This is a genomic window from Arsenophonus nasoniae DSM 15247 (assembly GCF_000429565.1).
Lineage (GTDB): Bacteria > Pseudomonadota > Gammaproteobacteria > Enterobacterales > Enterobacteriaceae > Arsenophonus > Arsenophonus nasoniae.
In genome coordinates this window covers 1-17,219 of the sequence record NZ_AUCC01000046.1, presented here as the reverse complement: position 1 = coordinate 17,219, position 17,219 = coordinate 1, and the positions used below count along the sequence as shown (strand labels likewise).

Genomic DNA, 17,219 nt, shown 5'->3' with positions numbered 1-17,219 from the left:
TTTAATAACCTGTTGACGCCTGAATAGTGATGAAAATTAATCGTGACCAAATAGATCGCGGGTATAGACTTTATCTTTGACATCTTCCAGTTCAGGCACTAATCGATTAGCCAAAATAATATCGCACTGAGCTTTAAAGTCGGCTAAATCGGTGATCACTTTGGAGTGAAAGAACTCATTTTGTTGTAAAACCGGCTCATAAACTACTACTTCAATTCCTTTCGCTTTAATGCGTTTCATCACCCCCTGTACCGCAGAGGCGCGGAAATTATCCGAACCGGCTTTCATCACTAAGCGATAAACACCCACTTTTTGCGGATTTTGACTAATGATCGTCTCGGCAATGTAATCTTTACGCGTTCGATTGGATTCGACGATTGCATTAATCAAATTGTTTGGTACATCATCATAGTTAGCCAGTAACTGCTTAGTGTCTTTTGGCAAACAATAACCACCATAACCAAAAGAAGGATTGTTATAATGGCTGCCAATACGCGGATCCAGTGAAACACCTTCAATGATTTGGCGACTATCCAGTCCGCGGCTATGAGCGTAAGTATCTAATTCATTAAAAAAGGCAACCCGCATCGCCAGATAGGTATTAGCAAATAATTTTATCGCTTCCGCCTCGGTGGCATCGGTAAATAATACGGCAACATCCTTTTTCAGCGCCCCTTCTAATAACAAATCAGCAAAAATCTTGGCATGCTCGGAACGTTCGCCTACCACAATACGAGAAGGATAGAGATTGTCATAAAGTGCTCTGCCTTCACGTAAAAATTCCGGTGAAAAAATGATATTTTTATAGCCTTTCTCTTGCTGCAAACGGGCGACAAAACCCACCGGAATGGTTGACTTAATCACTATGGTAGCGGCTGGATTAATGTGGTTTACATCATCAATCACCGCTTCAACGGAAGAGGTATTAAAATAATTGGTTTTGGCATCATAATCAGTCGGGGTAGCCACAATCACATAATCTGCCCCCTGGTAAGCCTGTTGTTTATCTGTCGTTGCCCTAAAATTCAGTTCTTTTTCTGCCAGGAACGTTTCAATTTCTTTATCCACTATGGGTGATTGCTGGTTATTTAGCATCGCCACTTTTTCAGCAATAATATCTAACGCCACCACTTCATGATGCTGCGCTAACAACATCGCATTCGACAGGCCAACATAACCTGTTCCTGCAATAGCAATTTTCAAAACTAACCTCTCAAATATTTAAGCTCCAGGCTAAACGCGATAATAAGTCCGATACCAATCAACAAACGCTTTTACCCCTTCTTTAATCGAAATCTGTGGCCGATAACCGGTTAACGAAAATAAATCTTTGGTATCGGCCCAAGTGGTATGGACATCGCCGGCTTGCATCGGCAGCATATTTTTAATGGCTTTTTTTCCTAATGCCTGCTCGAGGGCGGAAATAAAATCCAATAATTTTATTGGCTGTCCATTACCAATATTATAAATACGATAAGGCGCATCACTGTTAGCCGTTAAAGATCGGTCGGTCTTTTTTGGCGGAATGATATCAGCAATTGATAATATTCCTGCAACAATATCTTCCACAAAAGTAAAGTCGCGGCTCAGATCGCCATTATTATATACATCAATCGGCTTCATCTCCAAAATAGCTTTAGTGAATTTAAATAACGCCATATCTGGCCGTCCCCAAGGGCCGTAAACAGTAAAAAAGCGTAACCCAGTGGTTGGCAAATTATACAGATGAGAGTAAGCATGCGCCATTAACTCATTAGCTCTTTTGGTGGCGGCATAGAGAGAGATGGGATGATCAACGGATATATTGGTAGAACAAGGAAATTGATTATTCATGCCATAGACCGAACTGGAAGAAGCATAAATAAGATGGGGGATTTGACCGTAGTAACAACCTTCTAATATTGACAAAAAACCGGTTAAATTACTATCCGCATAAGCAAAAGGATCCTTTAATGAGTAACGAACACCTGCCTGCGCAGCAAGATGAATTACGCGATCGAATTTGCCTAAGGTAATCACTTCAATCACTTTTTCACGCTCAATAATGTCGAGCCGCAAAAATTGAAATTGCGAATAAATGGTTAAGCGTTCAAGGCGAGCTTTTTTTAAATCAGGATCATAATAGTGGTTCAGATTATCCAGACCAACCACCTGATGACCATTTTGTAATAAACGCTGACATAGAGTAAATCCAATAAAACCGGCACATCCTGTTATTAAATATTTCATAGCTTTTTTAACTTCTACAGAGAAATGAAAAATATTTATCTTTTGTGTAGCACAAAAGCGCATCCGGCACTTATTTCCTTCGCCAACATATACAATTAGTCAATAATAAAAAGAAGTGCAAATTCAGCACCGCTAAAGTTAGATCAGTACCGTAATCAGCAAATTAAAAACCAGCCAATACCAGTTTGCCCCAAACCTTGCCACTCTCAATTCTCTGATGGGCAAGTCGTAAATTTTCAGCACTAATTTTACCCATTTCTTCACTGATGGTGGTTTTTAATATCCCTTGATCGATCAATCCGGCCACGCGTTGCAATAACTGATGCTGTTTGATCATATCTTTGGTCTGAAAAACAGGCCGCGTAAACATAAATTCCCAATGCAATGAGAGGGCTTTACGTTTCATTGGCATAATATCTAAGTTTTTAGGATCATCGATTAAGGCTAATTTGCCTTGTGGAATAAGAATCTCTAACACTTGCTGATAATAATCATCACTATGAGTTAATGAAGCCACATAGTCGACATGTTGAATACCTAACGCAGCCAGTTGTTGGCTAAACGGTTTTTTATGATTAATAACCGCATGCGCCCCTAACTGACTGACCCATTGTTGTGTTTCCGGCCGTGAAGCGGTGGCTAAAACGCGCAACTTTGTCAGCTGACGCGCTAATTGGATCAGCATCGAACCAACACCACCAGCAGCACCAACAATTAATATAGACCTACCGGCAGCACCATTCTCCGCAACCGCTAGCCGGTCAAATAACAGTTCCCAAGCAGTAATTGAGGTCAATGGCAAAGCGGCTGCTTGAACGGCTGTTAACGATTTTGGTTTATGTCCGACAATGCGTTCATCGACTAGTCCATATTCGGCATAACATCCTGGCCGATCAATTGAACCGGCATAATAGACCCAATCGCCAGGTTTAAATAACCTAACCTGACTACCAACAGACTCCACCACACCACAAGCATCCCAACCTAAAATACGTGGCACATTAGGCTTTTCACGCTGGCGGATTTTGCTATCCACCGGGTTTACCGCAATCGCCGCAATTTTCACCAACAGATCACGCGGCTGTGGTTGGGGCTTGGCCAACTTGGTTGCATAAAGTGAATGTATATCGGTGAGTGGTAGGGTAGGATCAGTAAAAACAATCGCTTTCATTGCTGACTCCATAAAGCAATAAATTTCAATCAACAAAAGGAAAAGTGAACATATTGCGATGCTAGAAAATTAAGCTAACTGCTTAACATTTTAATAAATTTATAGGCAGTACAAATATGAGCAACTTAAAATAATTTATTCAAACAACCCTTTATCTCTTAAAATATGCGCATCAGATTTACGTCGCGTAAAACCGCTTCGATCAAAAAATTCTAAAATCTGCACCGCTAACTTTCTCCCTATGGCTAATTCATCGCGAAAATTGGCAACCGTAATGGCGCCTTCCCGGTGATTATAAAGTCGAATAATGGCGGCAAATTGTTGAATTTGTAAATTATGATAATAACGATCAGACACAATAGCGGTAATTAAACCCATTTTTGCCGCTTTTCGCAACAAATGGCGAACGATAACTTCATCTTGCTCAATTTTTGCCGCTAATTCCCGTACCCACCAAGGCTGTTCTGCCACAAAGTAGGGCTCTAACTGTTGCCATAATTGCGCCTGTTGCTGATCAAACACTAAACTATGTTCGGCTAAATGGAGCCTGCCATGGGTTTGCATGACTTTTTTTTCATCAACCAGTTGACGCAGTAGGGTAAACACCAGCTCATCATTCAACCCAGGTAATGCCATGCGTTTTAAGCGGGCCCGGCCTACGCCTAGCTGATCAGCATGATTTTGATGATACTCAGCTAATGTTTGTATCAAATGCTGTTTAGCTTGCTGTGCATTCACTTGAGAAAAGACAATATTGTTAACCATAAGCACATCAAATTGCGAAACTAACGCTTCTAATGCGGAACTCGTTAGTTGACGCGCCCAACCATAATCACTAAGTGATAATTCACCACTTGGTAGTTGAAATGCCAAATTTTCTTTATCGCCGCTCATATTAGCCAACTGCGATAACCAACAAAGGAATTTGGCTTGACGTTTACCACGGCGTGGCGAATGAAGTTTTATTACCCGCGCGCCAGCAAGGGTACGTTGGGCACTAATATCGCGTAAGATTAATCGATCATTATCCACCAACCATAAAGGTGTATCGAAGGATAACTCAGCCAGTAAAGGTTTATCTGATGATTGGTTTAATAAAGCGATACGTCCGGTCACATGACTAGCGGAATGATAGAGATGTAATGGTTGCCAATTTTTTAAACATTCATTCGCTTCCACTTCAACCAACACCTTATTAACCGCAAACGCCGGCTGTTCACTCAATAACCAATCGCCACGGAAAATCTGTTTTTTGCTAATATCACCGGTCAGATTTAAAGCAATCCGCTCACCGGCTTGTGCCTGTGATACCGGTTGGTTTTGCGCATGCAAGCGCCGAATTTTAACTTGCTTATCTATTCCTGTTAACCATAGGGTATCACCAATAGACACTTGGCCAGACAAAGCTGTGCCGGTTACAACTAAACCTGCACCTTTGACATTAAATACACGATCGATCGCTAAACGAAATCGATGACCAAGTTTGGCATGCTGGCCATTTTGACCATGTAACATTTGCAAATATGATCGCAATAAAGGAATGCCTTCCCCAGTCAAGGTAGAAGTAACAAAATAGGCTGCCTGCAACCACCCATGCTCAGCCAACAATTGTGAAATTGCCAATTGTACCGCTTGAATTTGCTCATGGGAGACACGATCAGCTTTAGTCAATACAGTAATTACCTGTGGGCGACCTATTAAACGTAAAATAGCCAGGTGTTCTCTGGTTTGCGCCATAATGCCATCATCACAAGCTACGATCAGCAATATATGGGATATGCCACCAATACCAGCCAACATATTAGCGAGAAACTTTTCATGACCAGGAACATCAACAAAACCGATCGAACTGCCATCTGCTTGGGGCCAATAGGCAAACCCAAGATCAATCGTCATGCCGCGTTTTTTTTCTTCGGGTAAATGTAGCGTATTAATCCCTGTCACGGCTTGGATCAGGGCAGTTTTTCCATGGTCAACATGACCGGCGGTAGCAAAAATCATTGTTTTAATAAAACCTGTAATAACTTAGCCTCATCATTAAGGCAGCGTAAGTCAAGCCATAAGCGGCCAGCGGAAATCCTACCAATAACCGGGGTAGCTAATTGTCGCCATTGACGAGACAATGAGACTAATAGATTATTGTTATTATTTTTCGGCGTAAATGTTATCGCCCAACTCGCCAGCCGTTCATTTGGCAGTGAACCACTACCAATCTGGGAAAAACAGGCTTCATCTTTAACCGCAAATTTACCACCATAATGATGTTTTATCGGCTCAATAAGTCGCTGCGCCAGTTGGCGAATTTCCGCTTGTTGTCGTGTCAAAAAGTTAAAGGTGGGTAACGAGGTTGTCACTTTTTCGCCTTGCTGGTAGATCCGCAAAGTAGCCTCAAGGGCAGCTAGTGTCATTTTATCCGCGCGTAACGCGCGTTTTAACGGATGTTGTTGAATGGCGTCAATCCAACATTTTTTCCCAAAAATAATTCCCGCCTGTGGGCCACCAAGTAATTTATCACCGGAAATAGAGACCAGATCAACACCTTGTGCCAGATAGTGTTGCGGCATAGGCTCAGCCGGTAAACCATATTGGGTCATATCAATCAGAGCCCCACTGCCTAAATCAATCGCAGTAGCAATGTTATATTCAGCACCAAGTTGAGCGAGTTGCTGACCTTCAACCTCAGCAGTAAAACCTAAAATACGGTAATTACTGGTATGGACTTTCATTAACAGAGCCGTCTCTTCATTTATTGCACGCTGGTAATCTTGCAGATAAGTTCGATTAGTTGTTCCTACCTCTACCAACTGACAACCCGCCTGTTTCATTACCTCTGGCACGCGAAATGCCCCACCAATTTCGACCAATTCTCCTCGCGACACAATAACTTGCCGTCCTGGTGCGATGGTTGCTAACATTAATAACACTGCGGCAGCATTATTATTAACAATACAAGCATCTTCCGCACCTGTTAGTTCGCAAAGCAAATCAGCCAATATTCGATCTCGATGTCCACGCACTGCTTCATTAAGTGTATATTCTAAGGTTACTGGATAACGCATTACTCGAGCCACCGCTTCAATCGCTTCTTCTGCCATTAACGCACGACCTAAGTTAGTATGTAACACCGTGCCGGTTAAATTAAAAACTGGCCGCAAGCCGGAATTTTGCTGCCGTTGAAGTTGATAAGTAAGGGCAGCAATCCAATCACTTTGCCACACAGGTAAGCATTGCTGTTGTTTTATTTGCTCTCGTGCATGCTGCTGCATATTGCGTAATATCTTTGTTACTTGAGTTCGGCCATAACCTTCTATCAAGGGTAAAACCGACGCTTCATTCAGTAAATAATCGATGGCAGGTAACTGACGATATAATGAAGTAACATCTTTGGACATAACTTATTAAAACCTTAAATTATTCACAAGGAAATAAAAATGAATTAATACTGCTACGGGCAAACCCCTCTTCTTCCAATTTAGCATCCAGAATCAAGGAAGCCAGATCATCAGCAACGGCGTCAACCTTCGCATCTCGCTCCTGATAAAGAATTTTTAAATAGCTGCCGCAATCACCACAGCTCTCAGCCTTAATCGCCGCATATTCACTGGCTAAGGACCAATAATCTAATTCTTTTGTTTGCTCACAATTGCTACATTTTATCCGTACAACATGCCATTCCGTTTCACACAAATTACAATGCAAATAACGTAACCCCTGATTTGTCCCTATTTGCACAACACTAGAAACTGGAATGCTGCCACATACTGGACAAAATTGTCGATGTTCACCATTTTCAGCGGTAGCCTTACCCGGAATTTGACTGGCCATTTGTGCCCAAAACAATGAAAGTGCCGCCCAAATAAAGAGCGCTTGTTCTAATGGTACTCGACTAAATTCACCATTGAGTAATGCTGTTGCCATCAACTCTAGTTGATGTATAGAAACTTTGGTTAAATTTTCTAATGCAGGCTTTACTTGTTCGGGTACCACCGGAGCCAATTCAGTAATTAAAGAAGCAAATAATTTGTGCCAATGGTCAGTACGAATAAAGGTTTTACAATCTAATGGTGGTTTATTGGCGACCATCGATTGTTGCAGAATAGCCATGATATCCAGCATCAAAGGATGTTTATAGAGTGCATTTTGTTGAGCGCGAGTAACATGAGCAGCAAATAGCAGATATTCACTAAATGGATTTTCTGGCGTCGCTAATGATTGAAAACGTTCAGCCCGGGATTGATATAGATTGTTTAAATCTGGAAATAATACCGGCGGGATATGACTGATGCCATTTTTGCTTAGCTCATTTTTACCTATCTCTTCTTTAGGTAAAATCCTAATGCTCATAAATGCGCTCTCTTAATGATTTATTTTACCATTATTGCCCAATAAATCTCAGAATAGACCAAAAGCTAACAGGGATCTATAAACGGATAAATAACATAAAAAAAGCAGAATATAATTATTCTGCCCCTGTTATTACTACTCAAAGAAACGCGGTTAGCCACTCTTTTCTTGCCGAGGCTTTTCTCTTTCAACAATCTCACGATACCAACGGGGATGATGTTTTTTTGCCCATGCTCGGGTTACCCATCCTTCAACCATTGCTCGAATAGAGCCTTTTACCCATATAGCAGCATACACATGAATAATAATTGTCATTATTAGACCAATCGCCGCAACAGAATGAAGAAGCAAGGCCAAACGAATAATCGGGATGGGAAAATAATCGGCAAAATAAGGCCGCCAAATAATAATACCGCTAACCAAAAGTAAAAACAGGCAAACAGCTGCCAGCCAAAATACTCCTTTTTGGCCTAAATTATATTGACCAACATCACCTGCTTCTTCATTTTTCAAAATCTTGCCAATATTTTTAGCCCAGACAATATCTTGTTTTTCAATAAAATTATGTTTGAAATATCTAACAAACATGCCAACAAACAGCACAAACATCACAGCACCCAACAATGGATGTAGCACTCTTGCAAGTTGTGGCGTACCCAAAATATTCATCAACCAGTTTAGCGAGGGAAAGAAAAAACCTAAGCCGCTAATTGCTGTAAATAAAAAAAAGATAACCATTAGCCAGTGATTAATTCTTACACTGGCAGAGTAGCGGATAATTTTTTCATTCGGTTTTTTTATCATCGGTTATCCCTCTCTTTTTTTTTACTCACCAATTTCTTGCTTTTTGCTGACGTTACATCATCTCTATTTGGCTGTTTGTCCGCCTCATCTTCATCAGAAACTCGATTTGGCCCTACAGTCAGATAATGGAAAAATGCTGAGGCAAAAGTAACGGCAAACCCGACGGCAGCTAGCGGTTTCCAGATACTTTTCCAAAAAGTGACGGTGGAACTGATAGTCGGATTAGCGGGCAGACCATGATATAGTTCGGGCTTATCACCATGATGTAATACATACATGACATGGGTACCTCCAACACCTTGCGGATCATAAAGCGCCGCATTTTGATAACCACGGGTTTTCAATTCTTCAACCCGTTCAGTAGCCAGTTGTTTCATCGATGACTTACTACCAAAATGAATCGCACCAGTTGGGCAAGTTTTTACACAAGCGGGTTCTTGGCCGACTTCAACCCGATCGACACAAAGAGTGCATTTATAAACTCGATTATCCTCTTTATTTAATCTGGGGATATTGAAAGGACAACCGGCAATGCAATAACCACAACCAATACAATGTTCTGAGTCGAAATCAACAATCCCATTAGCATACTGAATAATCGCACCCGCAGAAGGGCAAGCTTTTAAACAACCCGGATCTGCGCAATGCATGCAGCCATCTTTACGGATCAGCCATTCTAATTTCCCTTTCTCTTCAACTTCAGCAAAACGCATCACAGTCCATGATTTCGCCGTTAGATCTAACGGATTATCATAAACACCAACGTTATGGCCAATTTCATCACGAATATCATTCCATTCGGAACAGGCTACCTGACACGCTTTACAACCAATACAGGTGGTTACATCAATCAGTTTTGCCACTGCCTCTTTATCACTGCGTACTTGAGGAGCAGGTGTCAGCGAATTAGTCGCAGAGCGGCGAATAATATCTTGAGAAGCCATCATCTACCTCCTTACACCTTTTCCACATTAACCAAGAACGCTTTAAACTCAGGTGTCTGAGTATTGGCATCACCAACAAATGGCGTCAGAGTATTGGCAATAAAGCCTTTTCGCGTCAATCCTTGAAAAGCCCAATGAATTGGAATACCAATCGTATCAATTTCGCGACCATCTACCTTTAAAGTACGGATACGCTTAGTCACCACAGCCTTCGCTTTGATATAACCACGGTTAGAACTCACCTTAACCATATCACCCGCTTTAATACCTTTTTTCTCTGCCAATCGTTCACCAATTTCAACAAATTGCTCGGGTTGAATAACCGCATTCAAATGCGCATGTTTAGTCCAAAAATGAAAATGTTCAGTTAAACGATAAGTCGTGCCAACATAAGGGAATTTTTCGGCATTCCCTAATGCCTTAAGATCATCATCAAATATACGTGCTGCAGGATTAGAGATAACGTTCGGATGTAAAGGATTGGTTCCTAATGGCGTTTCAAAAGGTTCATAATGTTCAGGAAATGGGCCTTCTATCATCTTATCTATGGCAAATAAACGACCTAACCCTTCCGGTTGCATAATAAACGGCCCAACACCGCTTTCTGGCGTGGCATTGCTATAATCAGCAATATCAATGCCTGCCCACTTGCTACCATCCCATTCGATTAATTGACGTTTAGGATCCCAAGGTTTACCAGCCTGATCTGCCGATGCTCGATTATAAAGGATCCGGCGATTAGCCGGCCAAGCCCATGCCCAACCCAACGTATTACCTAAACCAGAAGGATCAGCATTATCACGACGCGCCATTTGATTACCTGCCGGCGTCCAACTGCCGGCAAAAATCCAACAACCACTACTGGTGGTACCATCATCGCGTAATTGCGCAAAAGCTGAAAGTAACTCACCTTTTTTCACCAGAAGATTACCATTAGCATCAGTCAAATCTGCCAACGCATAGCCATTACTTTCTTGCGCAATTTCTTCCGCGGTTGGGCGATAGGGATCATAGTAATTCCAGCACATATTCAATAGCTGCTCAGGTACTGCGCCACCTTGTTCTTGATATAGCTGACGTAAACGATGAAAAATTCCGGCTAAAATTTCACCATCGCCAAGGGCTTCTCCTGGTGCATCAGCACCTTTCCAGTGCCACTGTAGCCAACGAGCTGAATTCACAATCGAGCCATTTTCCTCGGCAAAACAGCAGCAGGGTAAACGAAAAACCTCGGTCATGATTTCTGCTGACTGCACATCGTTAAATTCGCCATGATTTTGCCAGAAACAAGCGGTTTCGGTATTTAATGGATCAATAGTGACTAAAAATTTTAATTTGGACAATGCACTAATGATTTTATTTTTATTGGGGAAAGAGGCCAGTGGATTGAATCCCTGACAAATATAACCATTAACTTCCCCCTTATTCATCATGTCAAAATATTGTAAAACATCGTAACTTTTATCCCACTTAGGTAACCAGTCAAAGCCCCAATCATTCTCTCTTCGCGCCTTATCGCCATAAAAGGTTTTCATTAAACTAACAAAAAATTTAGGGTAGTTACTCCAATAATTAACCTGATCAGGAAGAGTTTGTTTTGGGGTATTTGCAGCTAAATAGCTGGCTAAGGTGCTATGTTTTTCCGATGGTAAAGTCATATAACCGGTTAAACTCTGCGACAGCAAGCCAAGATCGGTCAAACCCTGGATATTTGAATGCCCCCGTAAAGCATTAACCCCACCACCTGCCATTCCCATATTACCTAACAATAGTTGGATCATCGCCATGGTACGAATATTTTGCGCACCGATAGAATGTTGTGTCCAACCTAGCGCATAAAGAAAAGAAGCGGTTTTATCTTTTTCGCTAGTTTCAGCGATATATTCACAAACTTTAATAAAATCTTCTTGCGGAGTTCCACAAATATTGGCAACCACTTCTGCCGTATATCGACTGACATGCGTCTTCAACAGCTGCCAAACGCAATGTGGGTTTTGTAGAGTTTCATCTCGTTTAGCAAAACCATTGCTATCTAATTCATAGTTCCAGGAAGTTTTATCATACTGGCGATTTTTAGCGTCATAACCACTAAATAACCCCTCCTCAAAATGATAATCATCCCGCACAATTAAATTGGCATTGGTATAAGATCGTACGTATTCACTATTTATTTTATTATTAGTTATCAGATAGTTAATAATTCCCGATAAAAAGGTAATATCGGTACCTGAACGAATAGGAGTATAAAAATCCGCCACTGATGCAGTACGGGTAAAACGCGGATCTATGACAACCAATTTGGCTTTATTGTGAATTTTTGCTTCGATGGCCCAACGGAATCCGACTGGATGAGCTTCCGCCGCATTACCACCCATGACAATAATCAGGTCGGCATTTTTGATATCCACCCAATGGTTTGTCATGGCACCGCGACCAAATGTTGGAGCAAGACTTGCTACCGTTGGCGCATGTCAGACACGAGCTTGATTATCAACCGCTAACATTCCCAGAGCCCGACAAAATTTCTGGGTAATAAAACCGGTTTCATTACTACTGGCCGAGGCACACAGCATACCTGTTGTTAACCAACGATTAACCGTTGTCCCAGCAGGATCCGTTTTAATAAAATTAGCATCCCGATCGGCTTTCATTAACTTGGCAATTCGATCAAATGCTTCTTGCCAGCTAATCCGTTGCCACTTATCGGAGCCTGGCGCTCTATATTCGGGAAATTGCAAACGACTTTCACTATGAATAAAATCGATTAGACCGGCGCCTTTCGGGCATAAAGCACCTCGACTTACCGGATGATCTGGATCACCTTCTATGTGAAATATGCTTTCTTTGGCATTTTTAGCACCATCACCAAGACTATACATTAATAATCCACAACCTACTGAGCAGTATGTACAGGTATTTCGGGTTTCTCTGGCACGTAATAGTTTATATTGACGCGCAGACGCTAAGGCTGTTGCCGGAGCAAAACCCAAAGCAGCAATCGTTGTACCTGCCATACCGCCAGCACAGATCTTAAAGAACTGTCTTCTGCTGACTTGCATTAAAAATCTCCTCATTCACATTACTGACATTGATTTTCATAAAATAAAACAGTAAAACAGGTCATCATTTTTTTAAAACCGATCTTTTTTCGCCGGATCAAATTCAATTCATAATAATTAATGTAATCTCTTTTAATGTATTATATTATTAGGAATTCGGCTAATGAGTAATTTTTATGCAACAAAAATGATGGGTGATATTAAAAAAATCGGAACATCTGAAATAAAAATTTGCAAAAAGGGAAATCTTAATCTTTTTAATCTGGATAATGTTGCACAAGAAGTCCCTATCGCCATGGTCTATAACGGCATCTCTCATGCTGTTATGATGGCAAGCCCAAAAGACTTAACGTTATTTGCCTTAGGTTTTTCACTGTCTGAAGGCATTATCCAAGCTGCTGACGAAATTCGTGATATCAATATAAATAACTATGGTTCAAACGGCATAGAATTAAATATTGAACTATCACCTCGCCAGTTTATGGCATTGAAAACACACAGACGCAATCTAACTGGCCGTACTGGCTGTGGTATCTGTGGTACAGAACAACTTAGCCAACTGTTTCGCCCAATTAATCCTCTGCCTTTCACCCAATCATTTTCACTCAATTATCTGGATCAGGCTTTATCGCAATTAAATACGATCCAAAAAATTGGCCAATTAACCGGTTGCACGCATGCTGCAGCCTGGATAACCCCAACCGGTGAGCTAGCTGGAGGCTGCGAAGATATTGGCCGTCATGTCGCCCTGGATAAACTTCTCGGTATGAAAAGCCGTGAAAAATGGCAAAACGGTGCGGTATTAATCTCAAGCAGAGCAAGTTATGAAATGGTACAAAAGGTAGCAACCTGCGGGGTAGAAATTCTATTTGCTATCTCAGCTGTCACTTCACTTGCGGTAGAAATGGCACAAAAATATCAATTAACATTAGTTGGCTTTTGTCGATCGGGTAAAGCCACTATTTTTAGTTATCCCGAACGCTTAACGGGATAATTAAATTTAAAAATATTATTTATATTCAATAAATATCATTAAATAAATAGAAAAAATCTTTTATAAAATAATTGGTTTCTATTTATTGGTTTATTTTTTCAATTGAGATCACATTTTTAAATTTAAAATTTTAATACTTAATAACCACTAATATTAAAAAATAAAATTAAATCATACCGCTATTAAATTCCTTAGTTATATATTTATTTTTTTGCAAGTAAATGATAATTATTATCATTTACTTGAGTTGTTTTTTAATTTAAGGTTTATTTAAGGCAAAGCTTTATTTGTCTATGCCATTTTTTTGTCAAATAAAAAGTAATATTTTTTCAAGGAATTAAAAATGAAGAAATTAAATATTATTACCTTGCTTACATTATCAATTGGATATATTGGCTTTAGCTATGCAGCAACCGGTTATAATAAATCGAATACTTCTCATGGTAATTATCTGATTATTGGTGAAATGGAAGAAGCCTCTTATCTCTTTCATAAAGCGGAAAAAGGTGATCCAGCTATCGGTGTTTCTGAGTTACATGGAGGTAAGAAAATCGGCTTTTCCGGTTTAACGACCTACTCTGACAAAGATGATAATAACGTTTATAAGCTTGGTGGTACCAACTCTTCCCACCACCCCAATATGGGTTCATTTGCATTTGCCAAACTCGATGATGTTGATGTTTTCTTCGGAGAATGGGCGCAAGATAATAATATGTCTTCTGCCTCTCACACCGCTTACTATGCAGGTAAAGACATTACGCCAGAAATGCCAAATGCCGGTACCGCTATCTATGCTATCAAAGCGATCAACGATTATTCCAACAATGGTTTTATGACCGGTGAATTAACCGCAGATTTTGCGCAGAACAGCTTGAAAGGTTCATTTAGTCATAGTGCATTAACCATGAATATTGATGCAGATATTAATGAGAATGGCTCTTTCAGCGGCAAAGCTTCTGCTGATTCAATTGAAGGAACCACCACAGGCCACTTCTTTGGTAATAATGCCAACTATTTAGCGGGTATTACTCAATTTAAAGATAATCATCAATTAGATACTGCTTTTGCCGGCACTAAACAATAATTGATTTTTTAAATCTAAAAAGAGCATGGAAAACCTATGCTCTTTTTTGTTATGGAAATAAAAATGACTAACAGGAAACGATTAATTATAATCCTATTTATTTCTTATTTTTTTCATATAAAATTAACTATCGCTAATTCATTGATAATAAATAATACACAAATGAATAAAATAAATAATAAAAATTATATTAATAATATTTTTATTGCTATTAATAAAAAAGATTGGCATCAAGTTGAAGATTATTTAAATCAATTAATAATAAGTAATTATCACGATAAGAGTTTAATCTATTTTATTCAGGGTTGTTTATCATATAAAAATCGAGAGCCTCAATCTGCTATGCACTATTTATCCCAGGCGATAATAATAAATCCTCATTTTACGCGTGCCAAGCTCGATTTAAGTTATATTTATATTGAAAACCGAATTTATCATAAAGCAAAGTTATTATTAAATGAATTAATAGCACAGCAAGATTTACCTGACCTGGTTAAGAAAAAAATAAAATATCTTCTCACTGTGGTTAATAATAAAAATCCTTTCTTTGCCACACTTTCACTAGGTTACCACCTAACCGATAATCTGAATAAATCGCCTGGTAGCCCAGCAGAGTGCTTACAAAAAAATAGTGCTGGCGATTGCCGATTAACTCGTAAAATGCCAAAAAAAATTACTTCATCAGGCTTTTCTTTATTCGGTATGACCCAACAGGCATTTATGTTGCAAGAGCCTCATGCGGTTTTTATTCGCCTAATGGCAAATGGTCAAATCTATCGGCAAAACAATACCTATAATGGATATAAAGCCAATATTTATGCTGGCTACCATTTTCAATCCTCATACCATTATTTATTAGCCGGCCCCTTATTGGGTTATGAACAAGGGGAAGAAGATCCAAATGCTTATGAAATAGGGGGAAAAATTGAGTGGCGTTATCGTCCTGATATAGCCGCTAAATTAGATTTTGTCCTAAATCACCAATTTAAATGGAAAGACTATTACCAAGGACAACATAATAATGGCCTGAAGCATGAAATTTCTTTTTCCATTAATTATCCTCTTAACAATATTGATTGGTATCTCTCTTTGGGTTCTTCTCAACATTTCCATCAATGGCAAATAAACGATTATCACCGCTATGATATTGGCGGTGGCGTTAAATTTAAGTCATTACCTTATCTAGAAACCAGTTTTTCATCACTTTGGAATCAACATCAATTTAAACACTTTGATAACCGATTAGGCGCTATGCGGCGTGATACAGAATGGATCTATGCAATTAAATTAAAACTAACCATAAAAATTATTGGCTTCACACCCTCTATTACCTTTTTTCATCGCAAGAATAATAGCAATGTCGGCTGGCTTTATCGCTATCAAAAAAACGATCTACAACTCAATTTTGAACGTTATTTTTGATTGTTAATTTAAAAATTATTTTAGGTAAGGAAATCATGTATTTTTTAAACTGCCACCAAAAACCGATAGCATTTGCTATATCACTTTCTACTTTGGTTATCCCCGCTATTAGCTATGCTGAACAGCAATCTTCGAACAAGCAAGCAAACACGGAAAAAAAACATTTAGGTAAAATTCAGGTTTCTGATATGTCACAACAAGATGAACAGGGTTATGACAATATCTATGATAAAAATATTTCCAATATTTATATTGGCAAAGAGATGATAGAACGTTTCAAGGGCTCATCCCCTGCGGATCTGTTTCAATCTACGCCGGGTGTATATAGCGGTGAAGCACGCAATGGCGCTGCAATCGATCCCAATATTCGTGGCATTCAAGGACAAGGGCGGATCCCCTTAACCGTCGATGGTACTGAGCAATCAATTACAGTAACCCGCGGCTACAATGGTGCCAATAACCGAAACTATCTTGATCCTAATTTAATCAGTTCAATTGAAATTGAAAAAGGGCCTTCGCTATCACGTCATATTAAAAGTTCGGTCGGCGGTGGTATCACCATCAAAACAATTAATATTAATGATATTCTGCCAGCAAATGAAAACTTTGGTTTCGCGGTTAAATTAGAGGGTAGCAATAACGCAATCAAACCGCGACTCAAAAATTTACCATTAGGCGAGGACTATCGTAATCTTCCTGAAGGAATGAAAGCTTATGCCTTTTTATTTGATGATCCTTTAATCAACATCCATCCCCATCATTACCATGATAGAAAATTAGGCGGTTTGGACGATTATGCTTATCGGGTTGCCGTTGGCTTACGCCAAGAAAAATTTGATTTATTGCTCGCCTGAACGTAGCACGCTACGCGTGAGCGGCGCAGCGGTGCTGCTTCGGGGATGTTAATGAGTTGAGTACTGTTTTATACTCTGCAGTAGGTTAATTTTTTTCAGGGATTCATCTCGATGGCTCGCAATAAATCTCCCAGAAAGCGTAAACCGGTTAAATCAGGCAGGCTGCCCGTCACTTCACGTGCCATAGCGCCTGTTTATCCGAAACGTTTTATGCTCTCTCTCCCACCCGAAAATGATGATGACAGACCGCCTGAATTTTTTTATGACACCCTAAAAGAAGCCATACGCCACTGCGTCCGACTCGGCCCCCAATT

13 protein-coding genes and 1 pseudogene are annotated in these 17,219 nt (G+C 39.9%); 5 read left to right on the top strand and 9 right to left on the bottom strand.

Annotated features, from left to right (window positions below):
- Positions 1 to 36: 36 nt before the first annotated feature.
- The 9 genes from G468_RS0110440 to fdnG all read right to left on the bottom strand — a co-directional run bounded on the left by G468_RS0110440 (position 37) and on the right by fdnG (position 12,551).
- Positions 37 to 1,203 carry a nucleotide sugar dehydrogenase gene (locus G468_RS0110440; RefSeq protein WP_026823078.1) on the bottom strand — a complete coding sequence of 389 codons (1,167 nt, stop codon included), beginning with the start codon at positions 1,201 to 1,203 and terminating at the stop codon, positions 37 to 39.
- 30 nt (positions 1,204 to 1,233) lie between these two features.
- The gene (locus tag G468_RS0110435) at positions 1,234 to 2,229 is read right to left on the bottom strand and encodes an NAD-dependent epimerase (RefSeq protein WP_026823077.1); all 996 of its coding nucleotides are present in this window, start codon (positions 2,227 to 2,229) and stop codon (positions 1,234 to 1,236) included.
- A 163-nt stretch (positions 2,230 to 2,392) separates the two neighbouring features.
- Complete coding sequence (locus G468_RS0110430) at positions 2,393 to 3,400, bottom strand: zinc-binding alcohol dehydrogenase family protein (RefSeq protein WP_026823076.1); 1,008 nt, start codon at positions 3,398 to 3,400, stop codon at positions 2,393 to 2,395.
- 135 nt (positions 3,401 to 3,535) lie between these two features.
- The gene (gene selB / locus G468_RS0110425) at positions 3,536 to 5,401 is read right to left on the bottom strand and encodes a selenocysteine-specific translation elongation factor (RefSeq protein WP_026823075.1); all 1,866 of its coding nucleotides are present in this window, start codon (positions 5,399 to 5,401) and stop codon (positions 3,536 to 3,538) included.
- Positions 5,398 to 6,792: an L-seryl-tRNA(Sec) selenium transferase gene (gene selA, locus G468_RS0110420; RefSeq protein ID WP_026823074.1), complete on the bottom strand. Its 1,395-nt coding sequence runs from the start codon at positions 6,790 to 6,792 to the stop codon at positions 5,398 to 5,400. The genes selB and selA overlap by 4 nt, the downstream gene beginning before the upstream one ends.
- Positions 6,793 to 6,811: 19 nt before the next feature.
- Positions 6,812 to 7,744 carry a formate dehydrogenase accessory protein FdhE gene (gene fdhE, locus G468_RS0110415; RefSeq protein WP_026823073.1) on the bottom strand — a complete coding sequence of 311 codons (933 nt, stop codon included), beginning with the start codon at positions 7,742 to 7,744 and terminating at the stop codon, positions 6,812 to 6,814.
- Between the two features lie 153 nt (positions 7,745 to 7,897).
- Positions 7,898 to 8,548, bottom strand: a complete 651-nt coding sequence (fdoI, locus tag G468_RS0110410; RefSeq protein ID WP_026823072.1) for a formate dehydrogenase cytochrome b556 subunit — start codon at positions 8,546 to 8,548, stop codon at positions 7,898 to 7,900.
- The gene (gene fdxH, locus G468_RS0110405) at positions 8,545 to 9,492 is read right to left on the bottom strand and encodes a formate dehydrogenase subunit beta (RefSeq protein WP_026823071.1); all 948 of its coding nucleotides are present in this window, start codon (positions 9,490 to 9,492) and stop codon (positions 8,545 to 8,547) included. The genes fdoI and fdxH overlap by 4 nt, the downstream gene beginning before the upstream one ends.
- 11 nt (positions 9,493 to 9,503) lie before the next feature.
- Positions 9,504 to 12,551 carry a formate dehydrogenase-N subunit alpha gene (gene fdnG, locus G468_RS0110400; protein WP_155846988.1) on the bottom strand — a complete coding sequence of 1,016 codons (3,048 nt, stop codon included), beginning with the start codon at positions 12,549 to 12,551 and terminating at the stop codon, positions 9,504 to 9,506.
- 163 nt (positions 12,552 to 12,714) lie between these two features.
- On the opposite strand from fdnG, the gene fdhD reads away from it, so the two are divergent.
- The 5 genes and pseudogenes from fdhD to G468_RS20510 form a co-directional block, all read left to right on the top strand.
- The gene (fdhD, locus tag G468_RS0110390) at positions 12,715 to 13,545 is read left to right on the top strand and encodes a formate dehydrogenase accessory sulfurtransferase FdhD (RefSeq protein ID WP_026823068.1); all 831 of its coding nucleotides are present in this window, start codon (positions 12,715 to 12,717) and stop codon (positions 13,543 to 13,545) included.
- A 343-nt stretch (positions 13,546 to 13,888) separates the two neighbouring features.
- The gene (locus tag G468_RS0110385; protein WP_026823067.1) at positions 13,889 to 14,629 is read left to right on the top strand and encodes a Slam-dependent surface lipoprotein; all 741 of its coding nucleotides are present in this window, start codon (positions 13,889 to 13,891) and stop codon (positions 14,627 to 14,629) included.
- 162 nt (positions 14,630 to 14,791) lie between these two features.
- On the top strand, positions 14,792 to 16,051 hold the full coding sequence (locus G468_RS0110380) for a surface lipoprotein assembly modifier (RefSeq protein WP_162143420.1): 1,260 nt from the start codon (positions 14,792 to 14,794) through the stop codon (positions 16,049 to 16,051).
- A 35-nt stretch (positions 16,052 to 16,086) separates the two neighbouring features.
- Positions 16,087 to 16,905: a TonB-dependent receptor plug domain-containing protein gene (locus tag G468_RS0110375; protein WP_026823065.1), complete on the top strand. Its 819-nt coding sequence runs from the start codon at positions 16,087 to 16,089 to the stop codon at positions 16,903 to 16,905.
- A gap of 111 nt (positions 16,906 to 17,016) precedes the next feature.
- Positions 17,017 to 17,219: pseudogene (locus G468_RS20510) on the top strand (hypothetical protein); the annotation flags it as partial.